Below are 21,678 nucleotides of genomic sequence, written 5' to 3'. Positions count from 1 at the left end.
AGTGGGCGGGCGCGTCAGCTCGGGAATTCGCCGCGCTGAAAATCGTTCGACAGTTCGAGCGCGTCGGCCATCTCGCCGACGGTGACCGGCTTGATCGGCGCGCGAATCCGGTAGTGACCGACGTCGCCGACGCTGCGTTGCTGCACGTCGGCGATCAGTTCGCCGACCGTCGTGCCGCACCAGCGGCCCTGGCACGGGCCCATCCCGCAGCGCGTAAATGCCTTCATCTGGTTCGGCCCCTGGCAGCCGAGCGCCGCGAGCCGGCGGATTTCGCCGGCCGTGACTTCCTCGCAGCGGCACACGATCGTGTCGTCGTCGAGGTGGCGCAGCGTGGCAGGCGGCGTGTACAGCGCATCGAGCAGCGGGCGCACCGCGAGGTGGCGGCGCAACGCGTGCAGCACCGGGCGTTCGCGTGCGGCCTGCCGTTGCGCGTCGAGGGCACCGAGCCGCGCGGCGATGTCGAGCGCGGACACTTCGCCGGCGAGCGCCGCCGCCCGCGCGCCGCCGATGCCCGCGCCGTCGCCCGCGATCCACACGTGCGGCACGCTGCTGCGGCCGCGCGCGTCGCACTGCGGCCGCCAGCATGCCGACGATTCGTCCCATTCGTGTGCGCAGCCGAGCGAACGCGCGAGCTGCGTCGACGGAACGACACCCTGATGCAGCAGCACGAGCGACGTGTCGAGCGTCTGCACGACGCCTTGCGCGTCGCGAAAGCGGATGCATTCGGCGCGGTCGTCGCCGTCGATGCGGATATCGGTCGCGCCGCGATACACCGGAATCCCGGCGCTGCGCACCGCGCGCAGCATGCGCCAGCCCTTGAGCAGATAGTCGGCGCCGCGCAGCGCCGGCAACGCATGCGGGAGCGCGCGGCGCCACGCGTCGCGCGGTGTCGTGTCGACCAGCGCACGCACGCGCCGGCCGGCATTCAGCAATTGCGCGGCGAACAACCACAGCAGCGGGCCGCTACCGGCGAGCACGGCGTCGGCCGATGGCGCGAGGCCGGACGCTTTCAGCAGCGTCTGCGCGGCGCCGACGCCCATCACGCCGGGCAACGTCCAGCCCGGCACCGGCCACGCCCGCTCCTGCGCGCCGGTCGCGATCAGCACCGCGCGTGCGCCGATTTCGAGCGTGCCGCGCGACGGGCCGCTTTGCGTGAGCATCGCGACGGGTTCCGGCTCGAACGCGATTTGCCATACGATGCTGCGCGGCAGGTAATGCGCGCCGCTCGCGAGCAAGCCGTCGACGAGCGGGCGGCCTGCCGTGTAGTCGGCGCCGAGCCATTGCGCGAGCGGCGCCGGCGCGTCGGCCACGTTGCGATAGATCTGGCCGCCGGGCGCGCGGCCTTCGTCCGCGACGACGACCGACAAGCCGGCCGCACACGCGGCAGTCGCCGCCGCCATGCCGGCCGGCCCGGCGCCGACGATCAGCAGGTCGCACTGGTGGCGCGTCATGCGAGCCTCGCCTTGCCGTGCATCGTGCGCACCTGCATGCCGTCGGCGACGGGCGTCATGCAGCCTTGCACGTTCGGCACGCCGTCGATGTCGACGAGGCAGTCGAAGCACACGCCCATCATGCAGAACGGGCCGCGCGGCACGCCGCTCACCGCGCTCGTGCGGCACGCGGCCGAACCGGCGGCGAGCATCGCGGCCGCGACGCTGTAGTGCGCGGGCACGTCGTGCGGCGTGCCGTCGATATGGATGCGCACGCGTTCGGGCGTCGCGGCGGCGGGAACGAGGGATTCAAACATGCCGGGCTTCCGTGGGCGCGGCGAAGCGCGTGGTGGTAAAGGCGGACAGGTCGGCCGGCGCGGCGTGGCCCGCGATCCACGGCGCGACGAGATCGGCGTGGGTCGCCGCGAGCGTCACGCCGCTGTGGCAGATCGCGATGAACGCGCCGGGATACGTGGTCGACGCCTCGTAGACGGGCAAGCCGTCGGGCGTCATGATGCGCAGCGCACCCCATGCGCGCACGATGCGTGCATGGGCCAGCGCCGGAAACGCAGTGCGCGCGCGGCGCGCGATGTCGACCATGGCGGGGCGCGTCTGCCCGTCGTCGAAGCCGACATCTTCGGCCGAGTCGCCGAGCAACACCGAACCTTCCGCCGTTTGGCGAACGACGAGCGTCGGATAGTCGAGAAACGGTGCGAGGCGCTCGGTGACCATGATCTGGCCGCGCAGCGGCGAGATCGGCGCGCGCAGGTCGACCATTGGCGCGAGCCGCGCGTTGTCGAGGCCGGCCGCGAGCACCACGCGCCCGGCTTCGAGTTGCGCGTGGCGCGTGTCGATCTCGAAGCGCCCGGCGCGCGGGCGGATCTCGGCGATTTCGTTGCGCGGCAGATAGACGCCGCCGCACTGCTGGAACGCCTGCAACATCGCGCGCAGCGTGGCGAGCGGATTCGCGTGACCGTCGTTCGGCGACCACAGCGCGCCGGCCAGCGACGGCGACGCCGACGGGATGAGCCGCCGCAGCGCGGCGGGATCGAGCACCTCGTACGACAGCGCGGCGTCCTGCCGGCGCAGCGATTCGAGCAGGCCGGTCGCACCGTCGAGTTCCGCGCGATGCTCGAACAGCTCGATGCCGCCCGGCCGTTCGAACGCGCAATCCACGCCCGTTTCGCGCTGCAACTGCGCGGCGAACGCGCGCCAGCGCGCCGACGATTCACACGACCAGCGCGCATACGGCAGGCAGCGGCCGCCTTTGCCCTGCACCCACACGAGCCCGAAATTGCCGCGCGCCGCGCGAAACGCGATGTCGTCGCCGTCGCACACCGCGACGCGTTGGCCGAGACGCGCGATGCCCCACGCGATGGCCATGCCGACGAGACCGCCGCCGGCCACGACGACGTCGAAGCGGCGCACGGTCATGCGCGGCTCCGGTGTCGCGGACGAGGCGGTTGCATGTTATATCCCATGGCGGTGCGGCTCCTTGCTTTCAGTACGTTGCGGAACCGATGTTCGGACAGGCAAAATGGGCTGTCCAATACAGCTTGATCAACGACCCATAATCCAGTGTTATGACCACGCCCTCGCTCAGGATTCGCCAGATCGAAGCGTTTCGCGCGGTGATGCAGCGCCATACCGTCACGCGCGCGGCGCGCGATCTCCATATCTCGCAGCCGGCCGTGAGCCGGCTGATCGCCGATCTCGAGGAGCGGATCGGCTTCGTGCTGTTCGAGCGGCAGCAGGGGCGCTTCACGCCGACCGCGCAGGCGCGCGTGCTGTACGAGGAGGTCGAACGCGCGTTCGTCGGCCTCGATCGCGTCGCGCAGGCCGCCGAGCAGATCCGCGCGATGCGGCGCGGCACGCTGCGCGTGGCGGGTTCGCCCGCCGTCGCGCTCGACCTGCTGCCGGAAATCGTCACGCGTTTCTCGCACGCGCATCCGGGCGTCGACATCACGCTGCTCGCGCACAGTGCGTCCACCGTCGTCGACAAGGTCGCGTCGGGGCAATGCGATGTCGGGCTGATCGCCGAACCCGTCCCGCATCCGGCCGTGCGCGGCGAGCGGCTCGCGGAAAGCGCGATGTGCTGCATCGTGCCGCGCGGGCATCGGCTTGCGCGCAAGCGCGTCGTGCAGCCGGCCGACCTGCGCGACGAGTCGTTCATCTCGTTCCCGCCGAGTTTCGAGGCGCGCAGCGCGATCGACCGCGTGTTCGTCGAAGCCGGCGTGTCGCGCGTGCTATCGATCGAGGCGCAGCTGTCGCGGACGATCGTCGCGTTCGTCGCGAACGGCGCCGGCGTCGCGCTGATCGATCCGGTGACGGCCGCGTACGCGGGCCAGCGCGTGGCCGTCAAGCCGTTCGAGCCGGCCGTGCCCGATCACTTCTACCTGGTGACGTCCGCATCGCAGCCGCTGTCGATGATCGGCGACGCGTTTTGCGCCGATTTGCGCGATGCGTTCGCGAGGATGCGCGCGCCCGGTTCGACACGGGTCGACTCGCCCCTGCCCGCGTCGAACCGCCGATGAGATGAAGTACCGCCGATCCTATTGCGCCGCGGGTGTGAACGGTGCAGGAATCCGGCCCGCTTCCTGACGCGCGATCATCCAGCCGGGATAGCAGGGCGGTAACGCGCTCACGGCATCGAGACGCGTCAGTTCGTCGTCGGTCAGCACGACGTCGACCGCGCCGAGATTGTCGTCGAGCTGGTCGATCCGCTTGGCGCCGATGATGACGCTCGTGACCGCCGGCTTCGCGAGCAGCCACGCGAGCGCGATCCGCGCGACCGACACGCCGTGCGCGCCGGCGATCGCGCGCATCTCCGCCACGCACGGCCAGGCCCGATCCAGATCGACCGGCGGAAAATCGAAATGACCGCGCCGCGAACCTGCTTCGGTCGACGCACCGGGGCCGAACTTGCCCGACAGCAATCCGCCGGCGAGCGGCGACCACACGAGCAGCCCCATCTGCTCGTCGACGGCGAGCGGAACCAGTTCGCGCTCCACGTCGCGCCCGGCGATCGAGTAGTACGCCTGCAGCGTCTCGAAACGCGTGGCGTGAAGCGCGGCACTCAGGCCGAGCGCCTTGCCGATCTTGCCCGCGCGCCAGTTCGACACGCCGACGTAACGGATCAGCCCCTGCCGCGTCAGATCGTCGAGCGCGCGCAGCGTCTCCTCGATCGGCGTCACGGGGTCGCTCGCGTGAATCTGGTACAGGTCGATATGGTCGACCTGGAGCCGTTCCAGGCTTCGCTGCACCGAATCCATGATGTGACCGCGCGACGCACCCTGGTCGTTGGGGCCCGTGCCCATCACGCCGGCCGTCTTCGTCGCCAGCACGATCTCGTGGCGCGGGACGCCGAGGTCGCGCAGCGCCTGCCCGACCACGCGTTCGGCCTGGCCGAACGAGTAAATGTCGGCGGTGTCGATGAAGTTGACGCCTGCGTCGAGCGCGCGGGCGATCAAACGGTTCGCGTCGTCCTGGCCGACCGCGCCGATCGCCGCCCACATGCCGGCATCCGCGTTGCCACCCATCGTCATCGTGCCGAGGCACAGCTCGGACACATACAGGCCGGTGCGGCCCAATTGCTTGTATTTCATCAGAATTTGCTCCGAGAGCCCCGCCATCGATGGCGGGGGAGGACGTCGATGCGGCGCCCTTCAGAATCGGCCGGACACAATGCGAGGCGTTGACCGGTGGCGCCCCCGCATGAACGTCGGAATGTTAGTTGGCGCGTGATTTGCCGGCCCGCAACTGTCCGGCAATCGCCGCGACGCGCGCGCCATAGCGGCGCGCCGTTTCGAGATCGCCCGGCGACATCTCTTGCGGCGACGCATCGGCCGGCGTCTGCGCCATCGGCGCGATGTAGGCGCCCATGCGGTTCAGGTCGTCGCGCGTCGACGCTTTCAGATTGGCCGGCTTGATGTCCATGCTGACCCAGATGCCGCCGTGCTGTCCGGCCAGCAGAAAGAAGTATTCGAGCGTATTGAGCTTGTCGCCGTTGACGCTTGCGCTATTGGTGAAGCCGCCGAAGATCTTGTTTTGCCATCCGCTGTCGAACCAGACCTTCGACGATGCATCCGCGAACTTCTTGAACTGCCAGCTCGGGCCGCCCATGTAGGTCGGCGAGCCGAACAGGATCGCGTCGGCGTCGGCCAACGAGTTCCACGCATCGTCGGCGAGGTGGCCGTCGGCATCGATCGCGACGAGTGCGGCGCCGGCGCCGTCCGCGACAGCGGCGGCCATCCGTTGCGTATGGCCGTAGCCGGAGTGATAGACGACGACCGTTTTTACCGGCGGGTAGAGTTGATCCATGGTGGTTTCCTTTCGTTCGGGTTGTCGTTCGGACGACGTGGGAAACTACTCTACCGAGCCGTAACCGGGTTATAAACGACGACAGATTGAACGTTCCGTTACTTTCCGGATGAACAATGCAGAACCTTGACGCGCTTTTGATTTTTGCCCGTGTCGCCGAAATGGCGAGCTTCACGCGTGCGGCCGAAAGCCTCGGTATTCAGAAAGGACGGGTATCCACGGTCGTCCGTGTGCTCGAACGGGACATGGGTGTCGCGCTGCTGCATCGAACCACGAGGCGCGTGCAGCTCACCGAAGACGGACGCGCGTTCTATGCGCGCGCAACCGACCTGCTCGCCGAAGTGCAGGAGTTGCAGTCGATGTTCTCGGGGCGCGGTACGTCGCTGCGCGGCAGGTTGCGCGTGGACATGCCCACGGAACTCGCGCGCAGTGTCGTGGTGCCGGCGCTGCCGCAACTGATGGCCGCGCATCCGGATCTGGAGCTGGAGCTTTCCAGTACCGACCGGCGTGTCGATCTGGTTCGGGAAGGGTTCGATTGCGTGATCCGGCTGGGTCCGATCGCCGACGAGACGCTGATTGCCCGGCCGCTTGGCCGGCTGCGCATGACGAATGCGGCGAGCCCCGACTATCTCGCGCGGCATGGCGTACCGCACACGCTCGCCGATCTGCGCAGCCAGGGGCACAAGATGATCCACTACACGCTGACGCTCGGCGCGCGGCATCCCGGATGGGAGTATCCGGACGGCGACGGCTATGCGTGGCTACCGTTGCCCAGCGCGATGCAGGTCAACAGCGTGCAGACCTATCACGCGGCGGGGCTGGCCGGCATCGGGCTGATCCAGGCCGGCTATTCGGCGCTCGCGCATCACATCGAAAGCGGCGCGCTCGTGGAGGTATTGCCCGACTTGCGGCCGGAGCCGCTTGCCGCGTCGCTCGTCGTCGCGCATCGGCGCAATCTTTCGCCGCGCGTGCGGGCGTTCATGGACTGGATCGCGGGCGTGTTGAAGCCGTACCTCGATTAGCGGAGGGGGCTGCAGGATTTTCCGAATCCGTGTGGCGATGAACGTCCGGCCACTGCATCAACGCACCGAATCCCGCGCCTCGCCCAGCACCCACTCCGCAAACGCCCGCACCGGCGCCGCACTCAATTCGATCGGCTCGGGCAGCACGAGGCAGAAGTTTTTCGTCACCGCTTTGCCGTCGGGCCAGGGCGCGACCAGACGCCCTTGTTCAAGCTCGGCCCCGATGTAAAGGCGCGGCACCAGTGCGACGCCAAGGCCGGCCAGCGCGGCCTCGATCAGCATCGAATGCAGATCGTATCGCGGGCCGACCGCCGAATTGGTCAGCACGATGCCGGTCTCCTGCGCATAGACCTGCCACGCATCCGGATTCTGCCGCCGGTGAAGGCGCGGCAGCGCATCCAGCGACGGGTTCGCGCCGGCGCCTTCAAGAAGCGCCGGACTGCAGACGGGCACCAGCACCTCTTCCAGCATCGGATGCACATGCATGCCGGCCCAGGCCGGATGCGCGAAATGAATGGCCGCGTCGAAGCCGCTGCCGGCCAGGAGGAACGGTTCCATCCGTTCGGCGATATGCACGGTGACGTTCGGATGGCGATCCTGGAAGCGCTTCAGCCGCGGGATCAGCCAGCGCGTCGCGAAGGTCGGAATCGCGGCGATGTCGATGCTCGCGCCTTCGACGGGCTGCCCCATCAGATACAGGCTGTCCCGTTCCAGGCGATCCAGAATCTCGCGCACCTGTACCGCATATCGCGTGCCGTTGGGCGCCAGCCGCACGCGGTTGCCGACGCGCTCGAACAGCGTCACGCCAAGGAATGCCTCCAGCCGGCCGATCTGGCGACTGACCGCGCCCTCGGTGCGCGCCAGCTCGTCGGCGGCGCGGGCGAAGCTGCCGTGTCGGGCCGCGGCCTCGAAGGCCAGGAGCGCGGAATTGCTCGGGATCTTGCGTCGCATCGGGGGTCTCGCCGGTCGGAGTGTGTTCGAGTGTCAGCTTGATCAAATATCACTGAAGGCTGACTTTAAGTCGATATCTACGTGGGAGACCGCAGATTAGCATTACGTCACTGCACTGAATATCCCGCATTCGAAGCGAAGGACAAGCCGATGATCTACACCGTGGAATGCAGCTTCGCCGACCCGGCGAGCGAAGCCGAATGGAACGACTTCTACAGTCTCGACAAGCTGCCGGCCCTCATCTCGGTGGCCGGTTTTCACACGTCGCAGCGGTTCAGCGCGATCAGCGACGGTTGCCCCGTTTATCTGGCCGTTCACACGATCGACGGCCTCGACGTGCTGACCGACGATGAATATCGGCGCAAGGGCGGCGGCAATTTCGCGCGGTGGCAGCAGCACATCACCGACTGGCACCGCAACCTCTATGGCGATATCGGTCCGGCGCCGGCGGTCAATGCCGACGAACTGCTCGTGCTGAGCGCCAGCGGACCCGACTCGATGATAGAACTGGGCCTTGAGCCGCTGGCCATGCAGGCCGTTGCACTGGAGCAGTGTCCGGCGCGTCGCTGGCTCGCGGTCCTGCCGCGCAGCGATGCGCCGCTTGCCGACGACGTGCCGGACGACCTTGACCTGTACGCACCGATGACGGCGCAACTGACGAAGGCCGCCCGCGATGCCTAACCTGACTTTCCATATCGATGCGGAACGCATGCCGCCTGACGCGCGCCTCGCCGAACTTTCCGGCGACTGCATCGAACTGTGCACGGATGTCCTGCAGGCGGAACTGACGAACGTCCACGTCATTTACGTGGCGGTCCGGCACGGATGCGGGCATCCCGTTTTCGCGGAAATCCGGTATCGCGTGGCGTCGTCTCGCCCGCCCGCGGTCATGAACGCGTTCATGGAGGCGCTGGATCACGCGATCGTTCGCCGCACGGGGCTGACGGCGCGCATCCGTTGCTTCGGTCATGCCGCGCCGGACCTTCACGCCCGGAACTAGCCGCTGCGGAGAAGCATGATGTCCAACGTTACGTTTCCCGGCCGGCGTGTCGGCGATTTCACGATCACCGCGATCAGCGACGGCTACCTCACGGCCAGTCTCGATTTCCTGTCGAATATCGACGCGGCCGACGCTGCCGCGATGCAGCGCGCGGCCGGCCAGCAGCAGCCGTCCGCCGTGCATATCAACTGCTACGTGGTGCGCGGCGCGGGCCGCACGGTTCTCATCGACGCCGGAGCCGGCGGTATCAAGGAATGGGGCGGCCGCCTGATGGACAATTTGCGACTTGCCGATATCGATCCTGTCGCGATCGACACCGTCCTGCTCACCCACGCCCATCCCGACCACGTCGGCGGGCTGGTGAATGCGGCCGGACACGTGGCGTTTCCGAATGCGGAACTGGTCGCGCATCGACGCGAGGTCGAATTCTGGCGGGACGACGGCAACCTGAGCCGCGCCAGCGAACGCGCCCGCGGCAATTTCCGGATCGCGCGTCACGCATTCGACGCTTACGGCGACGCGTTGCGGACCTTCGATGAAGGCGAGGTGCTGCCCGGCATCGCAGCCATACCGCTACCGGGGCATACCGACGGACACACCGGCTATGTGCTCGAATCCGGCGATCGAGGCCTGCTCGTGTGGGGCGACATCGTGCATTTTCCGCATATTCAGATCAAGCGGCCGGACGTATCGATCGCGTTCGACCAGGATGCGTCGCAGGCGGCGACGACGCGTTCGCGGTTGCTGGATCGGGTCAGCGCGGACGGGCTGCTGATCGCCGGCATGCACCTGGGCGAACCCGGGTTCGCGCGCGTCAGGCGAGCGAACGGCGAATACGGGCTGTGTTACGAGACCGACGCGTGACGCGATGCCGGCGATCCGCCGGAAACGCCTGCCGACATGCGCTATAGCGATCGGTGGGCAATGGTGCCGGACGCGTGCGGAAACGGTTGGCCGCGCACCGGGCATCAGCGCATCCTGTCGGCCGACGAGGTTCGTTCCAGGCGCGGCGGCGGCCGGTAGCCGCGCTGCTCCCGCCTTCCCTTGTCGCAATCGTCAAGATTCGCGTCGCGTGCGGATAAAAGCCGCCCGTTCCCGGCGCCGTTAACCCGTTCGCAGCCCCCGCGCCGCGTACTGCGTGATGGCGCGCGTCGTTCGTGTTCCGGAATTCACATCCGCCGCTGGCCGTGCCCGGCCGGCTCAAGGGAACGTCATGCGAAAACAACTCACTATCCGTGGTGGACTCGTCGCGACCATCGCCGGCTATACCGTGCTGCTCGTGCTGGTGGTCGGCGCCTGCATCGCGGCGCTCTACATCGGCAACGGCTCGCTCGAGGCGATGTACCGCGACGACACCGCGTCGCTGCTGCACCTGAAGACCAGCTCCGAGCGAATGCTGGTGCTGCGCGAACGCATGAGCGACGTCGCGCAGATCATCAGCGCCGGCCAGCCCGCGAAAGACGAAGTCGCGCAACTTCACGCGCTGCTCAAGCAGAGCAACGACGAACTGGACGCGTACACGCGTCTGCACGCGCGCGACGCCAGCGAGCAGGCGCTGTTCGATACGCTGCAGAACCATCGTCGCGCGCTGCTCGACCGCGTGTTCCTGAAGGCGCTGTCGCAGCTGGACGGCGACGACGCGTTCAACTTCCTCGACACGCAGCGCACGGCGCCGCCCGCATTGTTCGCCGCCTACCAGGCGGCGATCGACGCGCTCGAATCGTTCCAGGTCACGCGCCAGAAGGCGCGCTACGATGCGGCCGGCGTCAATTTTCATCGGATCGTATGGGGGATGGGGGCGGTCGCGGCGCTGGCGCTCGTCGTCGGGTTCCTGGCGCAGCGCGTGCTCGCGAAGGCGATCATCGAGCCGATCAATCTCGCGGTCGACCAGTTCGAGAAAATCTCGAAAGGCGACCTGACCGGCGCGGTCGTCGTCCCCGGCGCCAATGAAATGGCGTATCTGCTGAATGCGCTGAAGCGGATGCAGGACGGCCTCGTCGAGACCGTGAGCCAGGTGCGCGCGAGCACCGAGACGATCGTCGGCGACGTGCGCACGATCGCGAGCGGCAACGTCGATTTGTCTGCGCGCACCGAGCAGCAGGCCGTGTCGCTGCAGCAGGCGGCCGCGAGCGTCGAGCAGCTGACAGCGGCCGTGCGCCAGAACGCGGACAATGCGCGCGATGCGCGCACGTACGTCGAGGGCGCGGCCGGCATCGCGTCGCGCGGCGGCGAAGCGATGCAGCGCGTCGTCGAGACGATGTCGGAGATTTCGAACAGCTCCACGCGCATCTCCGGCATCGTCGGCGTGATCGAGAGCATCGCGTTCCAGACCAACATCCTCGCGTTGAACGCCGCCGTCGAAGCCGCGCGCGCGGGCGAGCAGGGGCGTGGTTTCGCGGTCGTCGCGACTGAGGTGCGCGGGCTCGCCCAGCGCTGTGCCGCGGCGGCGAAGGAAATTCGCGAGCTGATCGGTCATTCCGCGCGACGCGTCGAAGACGGCAGCGGCCTTGTCGCACGGGCCGGCGCGGCGATGGCCGAGCTCGTCGCGGCGGTCGAGCGCGTCAACGCGATCATGGGCGAAACCAGCCAGGCGTTCGACGAGCAGTCGTCGGGCATCGAGCAGGTGAATGCCGCGGTGATCCAGATGGAGCAGACGATGCAGCGTAATGCCGCGCTGGTCGAGGAGGCAGCGGCCGCGGCGCTGTCGCTCGACGAACAGGGCGCGCGGCTGAGCGCGGCGGTCGCGCAGTTCCGGCTGCGCGAAGCGGCGCTCGCGTGACGTGTACGCTTATTGCGGTGCGTCCGGCAACGTGTAGTCGAAGCGGTACGCGTGCTGGCCGTTGTCGATATCGATGAGCATCGTGCCGGACAGCCCGAGCAATTCGTCCGTTCCGGAATCGGGCACGACCGTGATCGACTGCGTCGGCTGCCCGCGCGTCATGGTGGAGCTGTGCTGCAGCACGAAGCTGCCCTTGCGCCCGCCGAGCACGCCGTGGACGGTTTCCATCGCCACGTAGCCGGCCGAACCCTGAACGCTGCTGCGAAACGCGAGCATTTCGCCTTGGCTGACGGCTTCCAGATCGCCGTGAAAATGCTTGTCCAGCGACATGCGGCCGAGCCCGCTGCTTTCCGCGACGTGACTCAGGGGTTCCGGATTCAGCTTCACCTCGAACGGACCGCCGGCCTGCTGTTTCATGACTGTTCTCCTCGTTGAATGGGCAAGCGGCACTATAAGCCAACGCTGCCGACGGTGGCTGATCGTCCCATCGTCTGGTGCGCCATGCCGGGTTGCGCTTCGAGGTGGTTTGAACGGAGCCCGTCGGCAGCCATTCGAGCCCGGCGGGGCGTCGTGCCCGTCGCGGTAATACGGCGCTACCGCTACACCCGGTTGCGCTTGCCCGCGCCCGTGCGGGCAGCGGTTTCGTCCAGAATCGTCGCGGCGAATTCGACGGCCGCCGGCATCCGCGCGTCGTGCATCATCACGAATTCCATCTCCGGCAGTTCCGGCAAGCCTTCGGGCAATCCCAGTTCACGAAGCGTGTCGTCGAGCGCGCTGCGCGGCACCGGCGCGATCGCGATGCCGGCCCGTGCGAAGGTGCGGATGCCGGTCACGCTGGGGCTTTCGCACGCGATCCGGTAGCGCATGCCGGCCAGCGCGAGCGCCGTGATGGCGGCGCCGCGGTACGGGCACGGATCGGGGAAACACGCGAGCGGCACGTCGCCTTCCGGAAGCGGCTCGTGGCGCGCGAATGCCCAGACGAGCGGCTCGTGCCATAACGTCGCGCCGTGGCCCGAGTGCGAGCACCGGCTGCCGATCACGAGATCGAATTCGCCGTCGGCATGCCGCCGAAACAGGCTGTCTCCGATGTCGACGACCAGATCCAGCCGCAGGCCGCGCCGCGCGGCGCCATGGCGGCGCATCAGGTCCGGCAGCCAGCCGCCTGCAAAGTCTTCCGACACGCCGATCCGCAGCTTGACGTCGGTGGCGTCACCAGTTCCCAGCCTGGCGCGGGCTTCCGCGCTCAGATTGAGCATCGCGCGTGCGTAGCCGAGCAGCGTTTCGCCATGCCCGGTGAGCGTGACGCTGCGCGTGTTGCGCACGAGCAGCGCCTGGCCGACCTGTTCCTCGAGACGAAGGATCTGCGCGCTGACCGCGGACTGGCTGAGGTTCAGCCGACGCCCGGCGCCGGTGAAGCTGCGCACGTCGGCAACCGCAACGAATGTATGAAGCAGCGCCGTGTCGAGGGGAGCATTCATTTATCACCAATCCGGGTTAATTTGATTAATTAATATCGTTTCCGGATTATAGGCCGACCCGATAGGCTGCGAAGCGAAGTGGGCGAGCGCGCATCCGGCGCGCCGTCGTCACTCTTGGCAAGGACCGGCGCCATGACACGCGTGCTCTATATCGAAGGCTCACCCAACAAGGCCCATTCGGCGTCCATCGAGGTATGCAATGCGTTTCTCGACGCGTACCGGCAGGCCCATCCCGATCACGAGATCCGGAAGCTCGATATCTGGGATTTGCCGATGCCCGAATTCGACGCCGCCGCGTTGGCCGCGAAATATGCCGGACTGAGCGGCACGGCGTTGACGTCGGAGCAGGCGGCGGCGTGGCAGCAGATCGAGCGGCTCGCGGCGCCGTTCCACGAAGCGGACAAATTCCTGTTCGGCGTGCCGCTGTGGAATTTCAGCATTCCGTACAAGCTCAAGCACCTGATCGACGTGATCTCGCAGAAGGATGTGTTGTTCACGTTCGACGGAACGGGTTTCACCGGCAAGCTGGCCGGGAAAAAGGCGGCGGTGGTCTACGCACGCGGGCTCGCCTATCAGTCGCCCGGGTCGTTTACGCCGGCCGCCGAATTCGATCTGCAGCGCCCTTACATGGAAACGTGGCTCAAGTTCGTGGGCGTGACGGACATCACGGGGATCGTCGTCGAGCGCACGTTGTTCGGCCCGGACGGGAAGGCAGACCGGAGCCGGGCGATCGACGAAGCACGGGCGATCGCACCGACGTTCTGACGTTGCCGGCGCGGGTCGCGTGTCAGCGCCCGCCGCGTGCGATGGCGAGCGCGACGCCGAAGCCCACCAGCAGGCATCCGAACGTGCGATCGATCCAGTGCCGCAGCGACAGCAGGCGATCGCGGACAGCCGTGGCCGAGAAACAGATCGCCACGAGGCTGAACCAGCCGGCATGGGCGGCCGCGATGAATGCGCCGTAGCCGATCTGCACGATCAACGGCGTGTCGGGCCGGACTGCCTGCATGAACAGGCTGACGATGAACACCGTGGTTTTGGGGTTCAGCGCATTGGTCAGGAAGCCCGTGCGCAGCGCGGCCAGATCGGACAGCGGCGCGACGCGCGTGTCGGCTTGCACGCTGCCGGCTTTCGTCGTGAGCATCTTTGCACCGACGTAGATCAGGTAGATCGCGCCGATCAGCTTGACGGCATCGAAGAGCCACGGCGACTGATGGATCAGGAGCCCGACGCCCAGCAGCGTATAGCTCGCGTGGACCGTCACGCCGAGCCCGATCCCGCACGCGGTGAGCACGCCGGAACGACGCGACAGCATCAGGCTGTTGCGCGTGACCATCGCGAAGTCCGGTCCCGGGCTGATGACGGCCAGCAGCGTAATGGTGACTACGACTATCAGTTCGGTCATGGCGTCGTTCCTGCGGAGGAGGTGTTGATGGCACAATCTTATCGATCGTGCCTCATCAGGAAAAACGATGATTTCTGACCAGAATGGTGAGTTTGAATCACAGTCGATTCGGACGAACCTGCCGTCGCTGATGGCGCTGCGCTGTTTCGACGCGGCGGCGCGTCACGAGAATTTCAGTCGCGCGGCGGACGAGCTGTGCCTGACCCATGGCGCCGTCAGCCGCGCGGTGCGCTTGCTCGAGGACGATCTGGGCGTGGCGCTGTTCGAGCGGCGCAGCCGGCGCGTGTTCCTGACCGATGCGGGCCGCACACTCGCCCAGGCCGTCCATGACGGCCTGGGCCTGATGCGTCACGCCGCCCACGCGTTGCGCACCGAGGCCGCCCGTGCGCGGCGTTCGGTGCTGTCGTGCGAGCCGACGCTCCTGATGCGCTGGTTGATCCCGCGCTGGCCGGATTTTCAGGCGCGGCATGCGGGCGTCGATATCCATCTGGCCGCCGCGGGCGGGCTGTTCTCGTTCGACAGCGGTATCGACATGGCGATTCGTCGTAACGATTTCCCGTGGCCGTCGGGGTATCACGCCGAGCATCTGTTCGCCGAACGGGTGGGACCGGTTTGCCGGCCGGACAAGGTCGGTGCGTGGTTTGCGTCGCGGCGCGGCGGACGCGCGTTGAAGCCGGACGCTGCGCTCCTGCATACGCGGACCCGGCCGGACGCCTGGAACGCGTGGGCGCGGGCGGCGAATCAGCCGGCCGCGAACGGGCACGGGCAGCAGTTCGATCATTTCTATTTCAGTCTGCAAGCGGCCGTCGCGGGGCTGGGGGTAGCGATCGGGCCGTGGCACCTGGTGCGCGACGACATCGAAAGCGGTGTGCTGGTTGCGCCGATGGGGTTCGTCGAGGATGGATCGGATTACTACCTGTTGGCCACCGCGCCAGTGGCGGACGGGAGTGCGCAGGCGGTGTTGTTGGGCTGGTTGAGGGGGATGGTTTGACGCAGGCCGGTACTTCGTCGACGCTCGCTGTCGATATCGATGCCCGAGACAATATTGTCGCTTAAGAGGCGGACGCCGCCTCGAATCGAAATAAAGAACGAATGGCCTTGCCGATGCTTGCTCATGCCAGCCAGCGAACGGAAAATGCGTCGACCGAGACACGTTTGAAAGCTGGTCATCGGCATGAACAGCCCTTGTCCCGACGCTGCGCAGGGCGGCAGGATGTTGGCCGGCTTTTATCGAAATGGCGTGTTCCGGCGTGCGTCGCTAAAAGAATGCCGATGCGTGCCTTATCGCTGCAACGAATCGGCGCCGGTGAAATCACCGTCAGTCTTCATCTTTTTGATACGGTTTTTTAACGATGCACGCCAACCCTGGGCGACGTCAGGCTGCGGCGAATATTTCCCGTCGCGTTTAAATCCGCATCCTTTACCCGAAGATCAACGGCGAGGCGAAGCCATGCAACTTCAAACCGGTAATTTATTCAGCGTCGAAGGGCGGCGCGGCGGCGACGAGCGAATCGACATGCTCGTCACGGGCTCGCGCGTGAACGTCGAGCGAATCGTATCAATGGGGCATGCGAGCCCGGCCGGGTTCTGGTATGACGACCCAAGAGCCGAATGGGTCGTGCTGCTGTCCGGCGCGGCCGTGCTCGAATTCGAAGAGGATGCGACGCGGCTCGATATGCGCGCCGGAGATTACGTACTGATCGAGCCGCATTGCCGTCATCGTGTCGCATGGACGCATGACGAACTGCAAACTGTCTGGCTTGCGATCTATTACGAACGCTGAAGAAAGGATGGGCGTGCGGCACGGTCGGTGGATCAACCCGTGCGCGACACGCCGATCGGGCAAAACCTCGTCAACCGGAGCGGCCATGGAATACCGCCGGTATCGATGCCCCAATCAATGCCCAATTTGCCGGGCAGCGTGTTGAATCACGCGCCGGCCCATATGCGGGGAATCTTATTCCTGGATCAGGAATCGATTGCGATTCTTCGCATCCTTGATCCATGCGGGCGCGCGACCGCGGCCCGACCAGGTGGCCCCGGTCTTCGGATCGCGATACTTGGCCTGCACGGGGGCGCCCGCCTGTTTGGCCGGCCGACCGCGGCGCGTACCGAAAATGTCTTTTTCGGTAATGCCGTATTCCGCGACTTTGGTGCGGATGTCGTCGACGACCGCCTGGAATTCAGCGGCGCGCGCTGCTTCGGCTTTCTCGGCCAAAGCATCCATTTGGGCTTTCAGTTCCTTGTAAGTTGCCATATATCACTCTTCAGGTTGTGTCCATACATGATAGCGGTTTCAACCAGAAATGACGAAGAAAATTGCTTCGACTACGAATTCCATTGTGGATATCGCAATGGATGACTGCTTCGAACACCTGAGAAGTGGCTTGACGGGATCGTTTGCGTCCGATCTTCTCGTACGGGACAAGCTTTGGAGACTCAATTATTCTTTATCTTTTTTCAGAGGGATTGGGGAATTCACTGATGAACAGGGATGAAAAGCTGAAACAGGTCGCGGCCGAATTCGGATTCGATCCGGACGAAACGATCAGGATCGGCGGAAAGTACACGCCGGTCCTGATCGACGGAAGCACCGCCTACATTGCCGGCCAGGTGCCGCGAATCGGGGAAGTCGTGCATTTCGTCGGTATCGTCGGCGAATCCGTTTCGCTGGAAGACGGCCGCCGCGCGGCCGGCATTTCCGCGCTGCGCGCGCTGGCGCTGATCCGTAAGCAGTGCGGCACGCTCGATGCGATCGCAACGGTGCCGCGCATGACCGTGTACGTGCGAAGCGCGCCCGGCTTCACGATGCAAAGCGAAGTGGCCGACGGCGCGTCGGACGTGTTGGTCGCGGTGCTCGGCGACGCCAGCGTCCATACGCGTTCGTCGGTTGGCGTGCTGCAATTGCCGAAGGGCGCGTCGGTCGAAGCCGATTTCATTTTCGGGCTGAATCGCGGCGCCGCTGCCGGTTGATTCGGGATAACGGCGGCGACCGGACAGCGGCCCGCGTGGTATCGATCAGTGCGCCGTGCGCGAGCGGGCTGTGTCGGGCGTCATCCCGGTCCATTCGTTGAATGCGCGGAAGAACGAATTCGGATCCTGGTAGCCGAGCAGGAAAGCGATCTGACTGTAGGGCAGATCCGAGCGATCGAGGTAATGCCACGCGAGCTTCTCGCGCACTTCCGCCAGCAGGGTTTTGAAGTTCGCGCCTTCGTCGCCGAGCCGCCGCTGCAGCGTCCGCTTGCTGATCGCAAGCGTTTGCGCGACGCCGTCCGCGGTGGCGAGCCCGCCCGGAATCAATTCGAGCAGCGCCGCGCGCACGCGCTCGACGATGCCGGCATCGGCCGACAGCGCGTCGAGGCGACGGCGCAGGTCGGGCTCGAAAATCTGCCACATCGCGTGGTTCGCGGTCACGAACGGACGCCGCGCATCCTGCAGCGCCACGCTCACGGAGGGCGCATCGCCGTACCGCGGCGTCACGCCGAAAAAGCGCGCATAGCCGGGATCGGGGCTGACGTCGCGCGGCAGCGTGACGGCGCGCGCCGGCAGTTCGGTACGGGTCGCCAGCCGCGCGAGTTTCACGAAGAAACCGAGTTCGGCCGCGACCAGCATACCGGGGGGCGGGATGTCGCGCTCCAGGAAGTCGACCGCGAGGGTCAGCGCGTCGGCCTCGTGCGACACGCGCAACCGGACCGGGCCGATCAGCGGCTTGAACTGGCCGATCCGCCGGAGCGCGATCTCCAGGTTCGGACTGCACAACGCGGCGAACAGAGGCGGATCGAAGGTCTCGACGGTGAGCAGATCGAGGATGCGCAGCGCGACGGCCGGCGTATTCGCCATGTCCTCCATCGCGCGCCACAGACGGAAGTATTCGCGTGTCGTCAGCCCGTTTTCCGGCCGCGTGAACAGATCGGCGGGCAACTGTGCGCACCGCAGCAGTTCGTCGACGCGCAGGCCGAGGTCGACCATCACGACCTGCCAGCCCGGCGAAATCGCGAAGCGGTTCATCGGCGCAATTGCCCGGTTTCGACGAGCTGCTGGAAGAAGTCGTTCATCGACTCGGCGAGCGGGCGATAACGGATCCCCAGTTCGTTGCGGCTGCGGCTGTTGTCCGCGCGCCAGGGCAGCCCGACGTTGCGCGCGATCATGCGGCGCGTCACGCTCTTGTTCGCGAGCGGGCCGACCAGCCACACCAGCCATTTCGGCAGGATGCGCCGCGGAACCGGATAGTCGGCGCCATACCGTTCCAGCAGCGTGGCGGCCATCGCCGGCAGGCTCGTGTCGTGTGCCGACACGATGTAGCGGCCGTTGGCGCTCGGCAGGAACGCCGCACGCACATGCGCGTCGGCGACGTCGCGGACATCCACCGCGCCCATGCCGAGATCCGGCACGCCGGCCTTCATCGTGCCGTTGCCCATTTGCCGCACGATCTCGAAGCTCTCCGACGTCGCGTACGGATTGATACCCGGCCCGATCACGAGCGACGGATTGATGGTCACGAGATCCCAGCGTTGCTGCTGGCGAGCGATCTTCCACGCTTCGCGCTCGGCGACCGTCTTCGAATACGAATAGGGTTGATGCGTCAGCGACGAGCTGGTGTTCCAGATCGCTTCGGTGAACACACCATCGGGCGTCGCGGCGAGATCGGCGTTGTCGCCGTAGATCGCCGCACAACTGCTGGTCAGCACGACGCGCCGCACCGACGGCGTGCGGTTTGCCGTCTCGAGTACGTTGCGCGTGCCGAGCAGCGCCGGATCGACCAGCTCCTTCTGCGGATCGCGAACGGTGACGGTGAACGGCGACGCGGTATGGAACACGGTCCCGCAACCCGCCATCGCGTCGGCGTACGACCCGGGTTCGAGCAGGTCCGCACGGAAATAGCGGATCGTGCCGGGCTGGCCGGCCGCGATGCGCTGCAGATGCTCGAGCTTGTCCGGGCTGTCGGGGTCGCGGACGGCCGCATGGACCGTCAGGCCGGCCTCGAGCAGCCGCTGCACGAGCCAGCCTGCGACATAACCGGTCGCGCCGGTCACCATGACGGGCAGGTCGGTATCGATATTCATGGACGGGATTCCGTGGCAGAAAGGATGCGCCATGATGCCGCCATTTGCGCGCCACTTCACTCGCAAAGCGCGCCAATCGACATGCAAGGGGCGACAGGCGGCGCGATACCGGGCACGCCCATGCTCGATTCCCCGTCCAGGGAATTGCGACTGCTACGATGCCCCGTGCGTTGGAATCTCGCGAGGCGTGCGACGAAGCCGCACGTCGCTGCCGATGGCCGATTCGTCAGACGTGAAAGCGCACGATTCGCCGGAATGCCGCCATCGTGTTGCCGTGCAACGAGCCGTCGCGCCAGCCGGCCGTTTTTACCCCCGTCCTTTCCGGAAGTCGTCGTCCAGCCCATATCGGCCGGCATCCCCATTTTTGGGGATGCCGGCGCCGAACGGTGGGCCTACGATGGTCAACGGGGCATCGCGACCGGATGTCGCCAGGACAATCGGACAGGCCCGTCATTCCTTTGTCGATCGCCGTGTGCGTCCGCACAATCGGTTGACATGATCGGCGCGTACGCTGATGCGCAACGTATGCGGTGCGTCGTGGCACCGCGGACGATCGCGCGTGGATGACGGAAGGCCTCATGTCGTATTTCGGGGAATTTCAATCAATATGCTCGCACGAGACTATGTGGAACGTGAGCTCTCTCACATCCAGAGAATGGTGGCGCTGCTGGACAGCGAGACGGCCGTCGCCGATGTGTCGATGTCGGGCGCGGGGCGCGTCAGGCATCCGAGATACTGGCGCGGGCGTATCGAGGAACTGCTGTCGACGCCCGACGTGCCGCGTCACGTCAGAAAGCTGAGCGAAGCGGTGCTCGCGAAGATCGACGAGATGGAAGCGCGGTTCACGACGATGAAGTAAGTGCATCGTCGGACCGGGCGGCGCAACGCGCTCCGTCGCATGTTCGGTTGCATCGTCTTGACCGGGCGCCATCTCGCCGACCCGCGCCGCGCAGGCCGCCCCGCGTCAACACGGATTGCTTCTCGCTGTCGAAAATAACCGTTTCGTTTGACGAGAAGCAGTCATCACCGTGGTATTTCGATCACACCCGCATCGGCAATTTGAACAATGAGGTCGATTGAGTAAGATGCCCGAACGGCGTTCAATAAAAACGCACGGCACGGGGTGGCCAGATGCAGATGAACGGGTTGATTCCATCGGCATGGATCGATGACGTCTATGCTGCGGCGCTGGGCGACCAACGATGGGAAGCGGTGCTGGACGGCCTGCGCATGTCGGTCGGCGTACGCATGGCGACGCTGCTGTCGTTCGACGATGCGGCGCGGCTGCCGGCGATCGAGCGGGCGGCCGGCGACGATCCGTCATGGGTCGCCGCGTGCCACCGCAGCTACAACACCGAGTTCTACCTGTACGACCCGGTCGTGCCGGTTGCCGCCGACTGGCAGGCAGGGCGCTGGTTCGAGGACGTCAAGCACCTGTCGGTGCGGCAGCGCACACATGGCGTGTTCTATCGGGAATTCCTGCAGCCGTTCGGGCTCGGCAGCATTTCGGGCCTGTACATCCATCGCGGCGAGGGCGCCGGCGCTTTCCTCAGCGTACAGGGCGGCCCCGAATCGCAAGGGCTGTCCGACGAGCAGCGTCGGGCGATCGAAATCATGGGCGCCCACATCAGCCGCGCGTTGCGCATCCACGCGCGCATCGGCGAGCTCGAAGCGCGCGTGGCCGCCGCGGAATCGGCGCTCGACGCGGTGCCGGTGCCGGTATTCCTGCTCGGCGCGCAGCGTGAACTGCGCTATACGAACCGCGCGGCCGATCAGCTGATCGCCGCCGAACCGGCGCTGCGGGTCCTGAACGGGCGTTTCGCGCCGGAAGGCTGCGTCGACGATGCGCAATGGCGGCATGCATTCGCACGCGGCGGACTGCTGCTGCGTCGTGCGACGGGCGAGCCGCTGCCGCTTGCGTTGATCCCCGTTCCAGAACAGTCGCGTCTCGCGCGCGAACGGCCCGGCGTCGCGGCGCTGATGACGGCCGCCGACGTTCGTTCGCCGTCGGCGCGCGCGCAGCGCTTGCGGGTGTTCTACGGGCTGTCGTCGGCGGAAGCCGATCTCGCCGTGCTGCTGTGCTGCGACGGGCGCTCGCCGCAGGAATGCGCGGCGCTGCGCGGCGTGTCGATCGGCACGGTTCGCGCGCAGATCAAGTCGATCTACACGAAGACGGACGTGGCGCGCGCCGCGCAACTGACGTCGCTGGTCATGCAGACCTGAGCGATCC

24 protein-coding genes are annotated in these 21,678 nt (G+C 66.6%); 12 read left to right on the top strand and 12 right to left on the bottom strand.

Annotation, left to right across the window (positions count from 1 at the left end; genetic code table 11):
• Positions 1-14: 14 nt before the first annotated feature.
• Genes CFB81_RS34035 through CFB81_RS34025 form a run of 3 tightly spaced genes read right to left on the bottom strand, consistent with a single transcriptional unit; the run spans position 15 to position 2,864 of the window.
• Positions 15-1,451, bottom strand: coding sequence for an NAD(P)/FAD-dependent oxidoreductase (locus CFB81_RS34035; protein WP_089438058.1), 1,437 nt, complete (start codon positions 1,449-1,451; stop codon positions 15-17).
• Complete coding sequence (locus tag CFB81_RS34030; RefSeq protein WP_089438057.1) at positions 1,448-1,747, bottom strand: (2Fe-2S)-binding protein; 300 nt, start codon at positions 1,745-1,747, stop codon at positions 1,448-1,450. The genes CFB81_RS34035 and CFB81_RS34030 overlap by 4 nt, the downstream gene beginning before the upstream one ends.
• Complete coding sequence (locus CFB81_RS34025; protein ID WP_089438056.1) at positions 1,740-2,864, bottom strand: FAD-binding oxidoreductase; 1,125 nt, start codon at positions 2,862-2,864, stop codon at positions 1,740-1,742. Before CFB81_RS34025 ends, CFB81_RS34030 begins: the two co-directional genes overlap by 8 nt.
• Positions 2,865-3,013: 149 nt before the next feature.
• On the opposite strand from CFB81_RS34025, the gene CFB81_RS34020 reads away from it, so the two are divergent.
• Positions 3,014-3,964, top strand: coding sequence for a LysR substrate-binding domain-containing protein (locus CFB81_RS34020; RefSeq protein WP_089438055.1), 951 nt, complete (start codon positions 3,014-3,016; stop codon positions 3,962-3,964).
• An 18-nt stretch (positions 3,965-3,982) separates the two neighbouring features.
• On the opposite strand, the gene CFB81_RS34015 is transcribed toward CFB81_RS34020, so the two are convergent.
• Complete coding sequence (locus tag CFB81_RS34015) at positions 3,983-5,035, bottom strand: aldo/keto reductase (protein ID WP_089438188.1); 1,053 nt, start codon at positions 5,033-5,035, stop codon at positions 3,983-3,985.
• Between the two features lie 124 nt (positions 5,036-5,159).
• The gene (locus CFB81_RS34010) at positions 5,160-5,750 is read right to left on the bottom strand and encodes a flavodoxin family protein (protein ID WP_089438054.1); all 591 of its coding nucleotides are present in this window, start codon (positions 5,748-5,750) and stop codon (positions 5,160-5,162) included.
• Positions 5,751-5,866: 116 nt separating this feature from the next.
• Between CFB81_RS34010 and CFB81_RS34005 the strand changes: the two genes are divergently transcribed.
• Positions 5,867-6,772, top strand: coding sequence for a LysR family transcriptional regulator (locus tag CFB81_RS34005; RefSeq protein ID WP_089438053.1), 906 nt, complete (start codon positions 5,867-5,869; stop codon positions 6,770-6,772).
• A 57-nt stretch (positions 6,773-6,829) separates the two neighbouring features.
• Here the strand turns inward: CFB81_RS34005 and CFB81_RS34000 are convergent, their stop codons facing one another.
• Entirely contained in the window at positions 6,830-7,723 is an 894-nt protein-coding gene (locus CFB81_RS34000) for a LysR substrate-binding domain-containing protein (RefSeq protein WP_089438052.1), read from the bottom strand.
• A 150-nt stretch (positions 7,724-7,873) separates the two neighbouring features.
• On the opposite strand from CFB81_RS34000, the gene CFB81_RS33995 reads away from it, so the two are divergent.
• The 4 genes from CFB81_RS33995 (at position 7,874) to CFB81_RS33980 (ending at position 11,502) form a co-directional block, all read left to right on the top strand.
• Positions 7,874-8,404, top strand: a complete 531-nt coding sequence (locus tag CFB81_RS33995; protein WP_089438051.1) for a sugar ABC transporter — start codon at positions 7,874-7,876, stop codon at positions 8,402-8,404.
• Positions 8,397-8,723, top strand: coding sequence for a hypothetical protein (locus CFB81_RS33990; protein ID WP_069619806.1), 327 nt, complete (start codon positions 8,397-8,399; stop codon positions 8,721-8,723). The genes CFB81_RS33995 and CFB81_RS33990 overlap by 8 nt, the downstream gene beginning before the upstream one ends.
• A gap of 18 nt (positions 8,724-8,741) precedes the next feature.
• Positions 8,742-9,587: an MBL fold metallo-hydrolase gene (locus tag CFB81_RS33985; protein WP_089438187.1), complete on the top strand. Its 846-nt coding sequence runs from the start codon at positions 8,742-8,744 to the stop codon at positions 9,585-9,587.
• 349 nt (positions 9,588-9,936) lie between these two features.
• The gene (locus CFB81_RS33980; protein ID WP_089438050.1) at positions 9,937-11,502 is read left to right on the top strand and encodes a methyl-accepting chemotaxis protein; all 1,566 of its coding nucleotides are present in this window, start codon (positions 9,937-9,939) and stop codon (positions 11,500-11,502) included.
• Positions 11,503-11,511: 9 nt separating this feature from the next.
• Here CFB81_RS33980 and CFB81_RS33975 read toward each other — a convergent pair whose 3' ends face one another.
• The gene (locus tag CFB81_RS33975; RefSeq protein WP_089438049.1) at positions 11,512-11,919 is read right to left on the bottom strand and encodes a DUF3224 domain-containing protein; all 408 of its coding nucleotides are present in this window, start codon (positions 11,917-11,919) and stop codon (positions 11,512-11,514) included.
• Between the two features lie 182 nt (positions 11,920-12,101).
• Positions 12,102-12,980 (bottom strand): LysR substrate-binding domain-containing protein, encoded by an 879-nt coding sequence (locus CFB81_RS33970; RefSeq protein WP_089438048.1) that lies wholly within the window; start codon positions 12,978-12,980, stop codon positions 12,102-12,104.
• A 132-nt stretch (positions 12,981-13,112) separates the two neighbouring features.
• Between CFB81_RS33970 and CFB81_RS33965 the strand changes: the two genes are divergently transcribed.
• Complete coding sequence (locus tag CFB81_RS33965) at positions 13,113-13,745, top strand: FMN-dependent NADH-azoreductase (RefSeq protein ID WP_089438047.1); 633 nt, start codon at positions 13,113-13,115, stop codon at positions 13,743-13,745.
• A gap of 22 nt (positions 13,746-13,767) precedes the next feature.
• On the opposite strand, the gene CFB81_RS33960 is transcribed toward CFB81_RS33965, so the two are convergent.
• Entirely contained in the window at positions 13,768-14,385 is a 618-nt protein-coding gene (locus tag CFB81_RS33960) for a LysE family translocator (RefSeq protein ID WP_089438046.1), read from the bottom strand.
• Positions 14,386-14,452: 67 nt separating this feature from the next.
• On the opposite strand from CFB81_RS33960, the gene CFB81_RS33955 reads away from it, so the two are divergent.
• Together CFB81_RS33955 and CFB81_RS33950 are read left to right on the top strand one after the other, a co-directional pair.
• Positions 14,453-15,376 carry a LysR family transcriptional regulator gene (locus CFB81_RS33955; protein WP_089438045.1) on the top strand — a complete coding sequence of 308 codons (924 nt, stop codon included), beginning with the start codon at positions 14,453-14,455 and terminating at the stop codon, positions 15,374-15,376.
• 459 nt (positions 15,377-15,835) lie between these two features.
• Positions 15,836-16,168, top strand: a complete 333-nt coding sequence (locus tag CFB81_RS33950) for a cupin domain-containing protein (RefSeq protein WP_069619818.1) — start codon at positions 15,836-15,838, stop codon at positions 16,166-16,168.
• Between the two features lie 174 nt (positions 16,169-16,342).
• Here the strand turns inward: CFB81_RS33950 and CFB81_RS33945 are convergent, their stop codons facing one another.
• Positions 16,343-16,642 carry an H-NS family nucleoid-associated regulatory protein gene (locus CFB81_RS33945; protein WP_006481154.1) on the bottom strand — a complete coding sequence of 100 codons (300 nt, stop codon included), beginning with the start codon at positions 16,640-16,642 and terminating at the stop codon, positions 16,343-16,345.
• A gap of 227 nt (positions 16,643-16,869) precedes the next feature.
• On the opposite strand from CFB81_RS33945, the gene CFB81_RS33940 reads away from it, so the two are divergent.
• Positions 16,870-17,358: a RidA family protein gene (locus CFB81_RS33940; protein WP_089438044.1), complete on the top strand. Its 489-nt coding sequence runs from the start codon at positions 16,870-16,872 to the stop codon at positions 17,356-17,358.
• 45 nt (positions 17,359-17,403) lie between these two features.
• Here CFB81_RS33940 and CFB81_RS33935 read toward each other — a convergent pair whose 3' ends face one another.
• A complete protein-coding gene (locus tag CFB81_RS33935; RefSeq protein ID WP_089438043.1) occupies positions 17,404-18,393 on the bottom strand; it encodes an AraC family transcriptional regulator in 990 nt (329 codons plus the stop codon).
• On the bottom strand, positions 18,390-19,448 hold the full coding sequence (locus CFB81_RS33930; RefSeq protein ID WP_176730236.1) for an NAD-dependent epimerase/dehydratase family protein: 1,059 nt from the start codon (positions 19,446-19,448) through the stop codon (positions 18,390-18,392). Before CFB81_RS33930 ends, CFB81_RS33935 begins: the two co-directional genes overlap by 4 nt.
• Positions 19,449-20,055: 607 nt before the next feature.
• Here CFB81_RS33930 and CFB81_RS33925 point away from each other — a divergent pair.
• Together CFB81_RS33925 and CFB81_RS33920 are read left to right on the top strand one after the other, a co-directional pair.
• Complete coding sequence (locus tag CFB81_RS33925) at positions 20,056-20,307, top strand: hypothetical protein (protein WP_069619822.1); 252 nt, start codon at positions 20,056-20,058, stop codon at positions 20,305-20,307.
• 278 nt (positions 20,308-20,585) lie between these two features.
• Positions 20,586-21,671, top strand: a complete 1,086-nt coding sequence (locus CFB81_RS33920; RefSeq protein WP_249190429.1) for a helix-turn-helix transcriptional regulator — start codon at positions 20,586-20,588, stop codon at positions 21,669-21,671.
• The last annotated feature ends 7 nt before the right edge of the window (positions 21,672-21,678 follow it).

Origin of the sequence: Burkholderia sp. AU28863 (genome assembly GCF_002223195.1) — a bacterium.
GTDB lineage: Bacteria > Pseudomonadota > Gammaproteobacteria > Burkholderiales > Burkholderiaceae > Burkholderia > Burkholderia sola.
The sequence above is the reverse complement of the archived record's forward strand: the minus strand, read 5'-3'. Positions and strand labels throughout refer to the sequence as shown.

Bases quoted from the DNA above. Each gene is read 5' to 3' on its own strand.
- CFB81_RS34035 (WP_089438058.1), bottom strand. From the start codon at position 1,451: ATGACGCGCCACCAGTGCGACCTGCTGATCGTCGGCGCCGGGCCGGCC.
- CFB81_RS34030 (WP_089438057.1), bottom strand. From the start codon at position 1,747: ATGTTTGAATCCCTCGTTCCCGCCGCCGCGACGCCCGAACGCGTGCGC.
- CFB81_RS34025 (WP_089438056.1), bottom strand. From the start codon at position 2,864: ATGACCGTGCGCCGCTTCGACGTCGTCGTGGCCGGCGGCGGTCTCGTC.
- CFB81_RS34020 (WP_089438055.1), top strand. From the start codon at position 3,014: ATGACCACGCCCTCGCTCAGGATTCGCCAGATCGAAGCGTTTCGCGCG.
- CFB81_RS34015 (WP_089438188.1), bottom strand. From the start codon at position 5,035: ATGAAATACAAGCAATTGGGCCGCACCGGCCTGTATGTGTCCGAGCTG.
- CFB81_RS34010 (WP_089438054.1), bottom strand. From the start codon at position 5,750: ATGGATCAACTCTACCCGCCGGTAAAAACGGTCGTCGTCTATCACTCC.
- CFB81_RS34005 (WP_089438053.1), top strand. From the start codon at position 5,867: ATGCAGAACCTTGACGCGCTTTTGATTTTTGCCCGTGTCGCCGAAATG.
- CFB81_RS34000 (WP_089438052.1), bottom strand. From the start codon at position 7,723: ATGCGACGCAAGATCCCGAGCAATTCCGCGCTCCTGGCCTTCGAGGCC.
- CFB81_RS33995 (WP_089438051.1), top strand. From the start codon at position 7,874: ATGATCTACACCGTGGAATGCAGCTTCGCCGACCCGGCGAGCGAAGCC.
- CFB81_RS33990 (WP_069619806.1), top strand. From the start codon at position 8,397: ATGCCTAACCTGACTTTCCATATCGATGCGGAACGCATGCCGCCTGAC.
- CFB81_RS33985 (WP_089438187.1), top strand. From the start codon at position 8,742: ATGTCCAACGTTACGTTTCCCGGCCGGCGTGTCGGCGATTTCACGATC.
- CFB81_RS33980 (WP_089438050.1), top strand. From the start codon at position 9,937: ATGCGAAAACAACTCACTATCCGTGGTGGACTCGTCGCGACCATCGCC.
- CFB81_RS33975 (WP_089438049.1), bottom strand. From the start codon at position 11,919: ATGAAACAGCAGGCCGGCGGTCCGTTCGAGGTGAAGCTGAATCCGGAA.
- CFB81_RS33970 (WP_089438048.1), bottom strand. From the start codon at position 12,980: ATGAATGCTCCCCTCGACACGGCGCTGCTTCATACATTCGTTGCGGTT.
- CFB81_RS33965 (WP_089438047.1), top strand. From the start codon at position 13,113: ATGACACGCGTGCTCTATATCGAAGGCTCACCCAACAAGGCCCATTCG.
- CFB81_RS33960 (WP_089438046.1), bottom strand. From the start codon at position 14,385: ATGACCGAACTGATAGTCGTAGTCACCATTACGCTGCTGGCCGTCATC.
- CFB81_RS33955 (WP_089438045.1), top strand. From the start codon at position 14,453: ATGATTTCTGACCAGAATGGTGAGTTTGAATCACAGTCGATTCGGACG.
- CFB81_RS33950 (WP_069619818.1), top strand. From the start codon at position 15,836: ATGCAACTTCAAACCGGTAATTTATTCAGCGTCGAAGGGCGGCGCGGC.
- CFB81_RS33945 (WP_006481154.1), bottom strand. From the start codon at position 16,642: ATGGCAACTTACAAGGAACTGAAAGCCCAAATGGATGCTTTGGCCGAG.
- CFB81_RS33940 (WP_089438044.1), top strand. From the start codon at position 16,870: ATGAACAGGGATGAAAAGCTGAAACAGGTCGCGGCCGAATTCGGATTC.
- CFB81_RS33935 (WP_089438043.1), bottom strand. From the start codon at position 18,393: ATGAACCGCTTCGCGATTTCGCCGGGCTGGCAGGTCGTGATGGTCGAC.
- CFB81_RS33930 (WP_176730236.1), bottom strand. From the start codon at position 19,448: ATGAATATCGATACCGACCTGCCCGTCATGGTGACCGGCGCGACCGGT.
- CFB81_RS33925 (WP_069619822.1), top strand. From the start codon at position 20,056: ATGCTCGCACGAGACTATGTGGAACGTGAGCTCTCTCACATCCAGAGA.
- CFB81_RS33920 (WP_249190429.1), top strand. From the start codon at position 20,586: ATGAACGGGTTGATTCCATCGGCATGGATCGATGACGTCTATGCTGCG.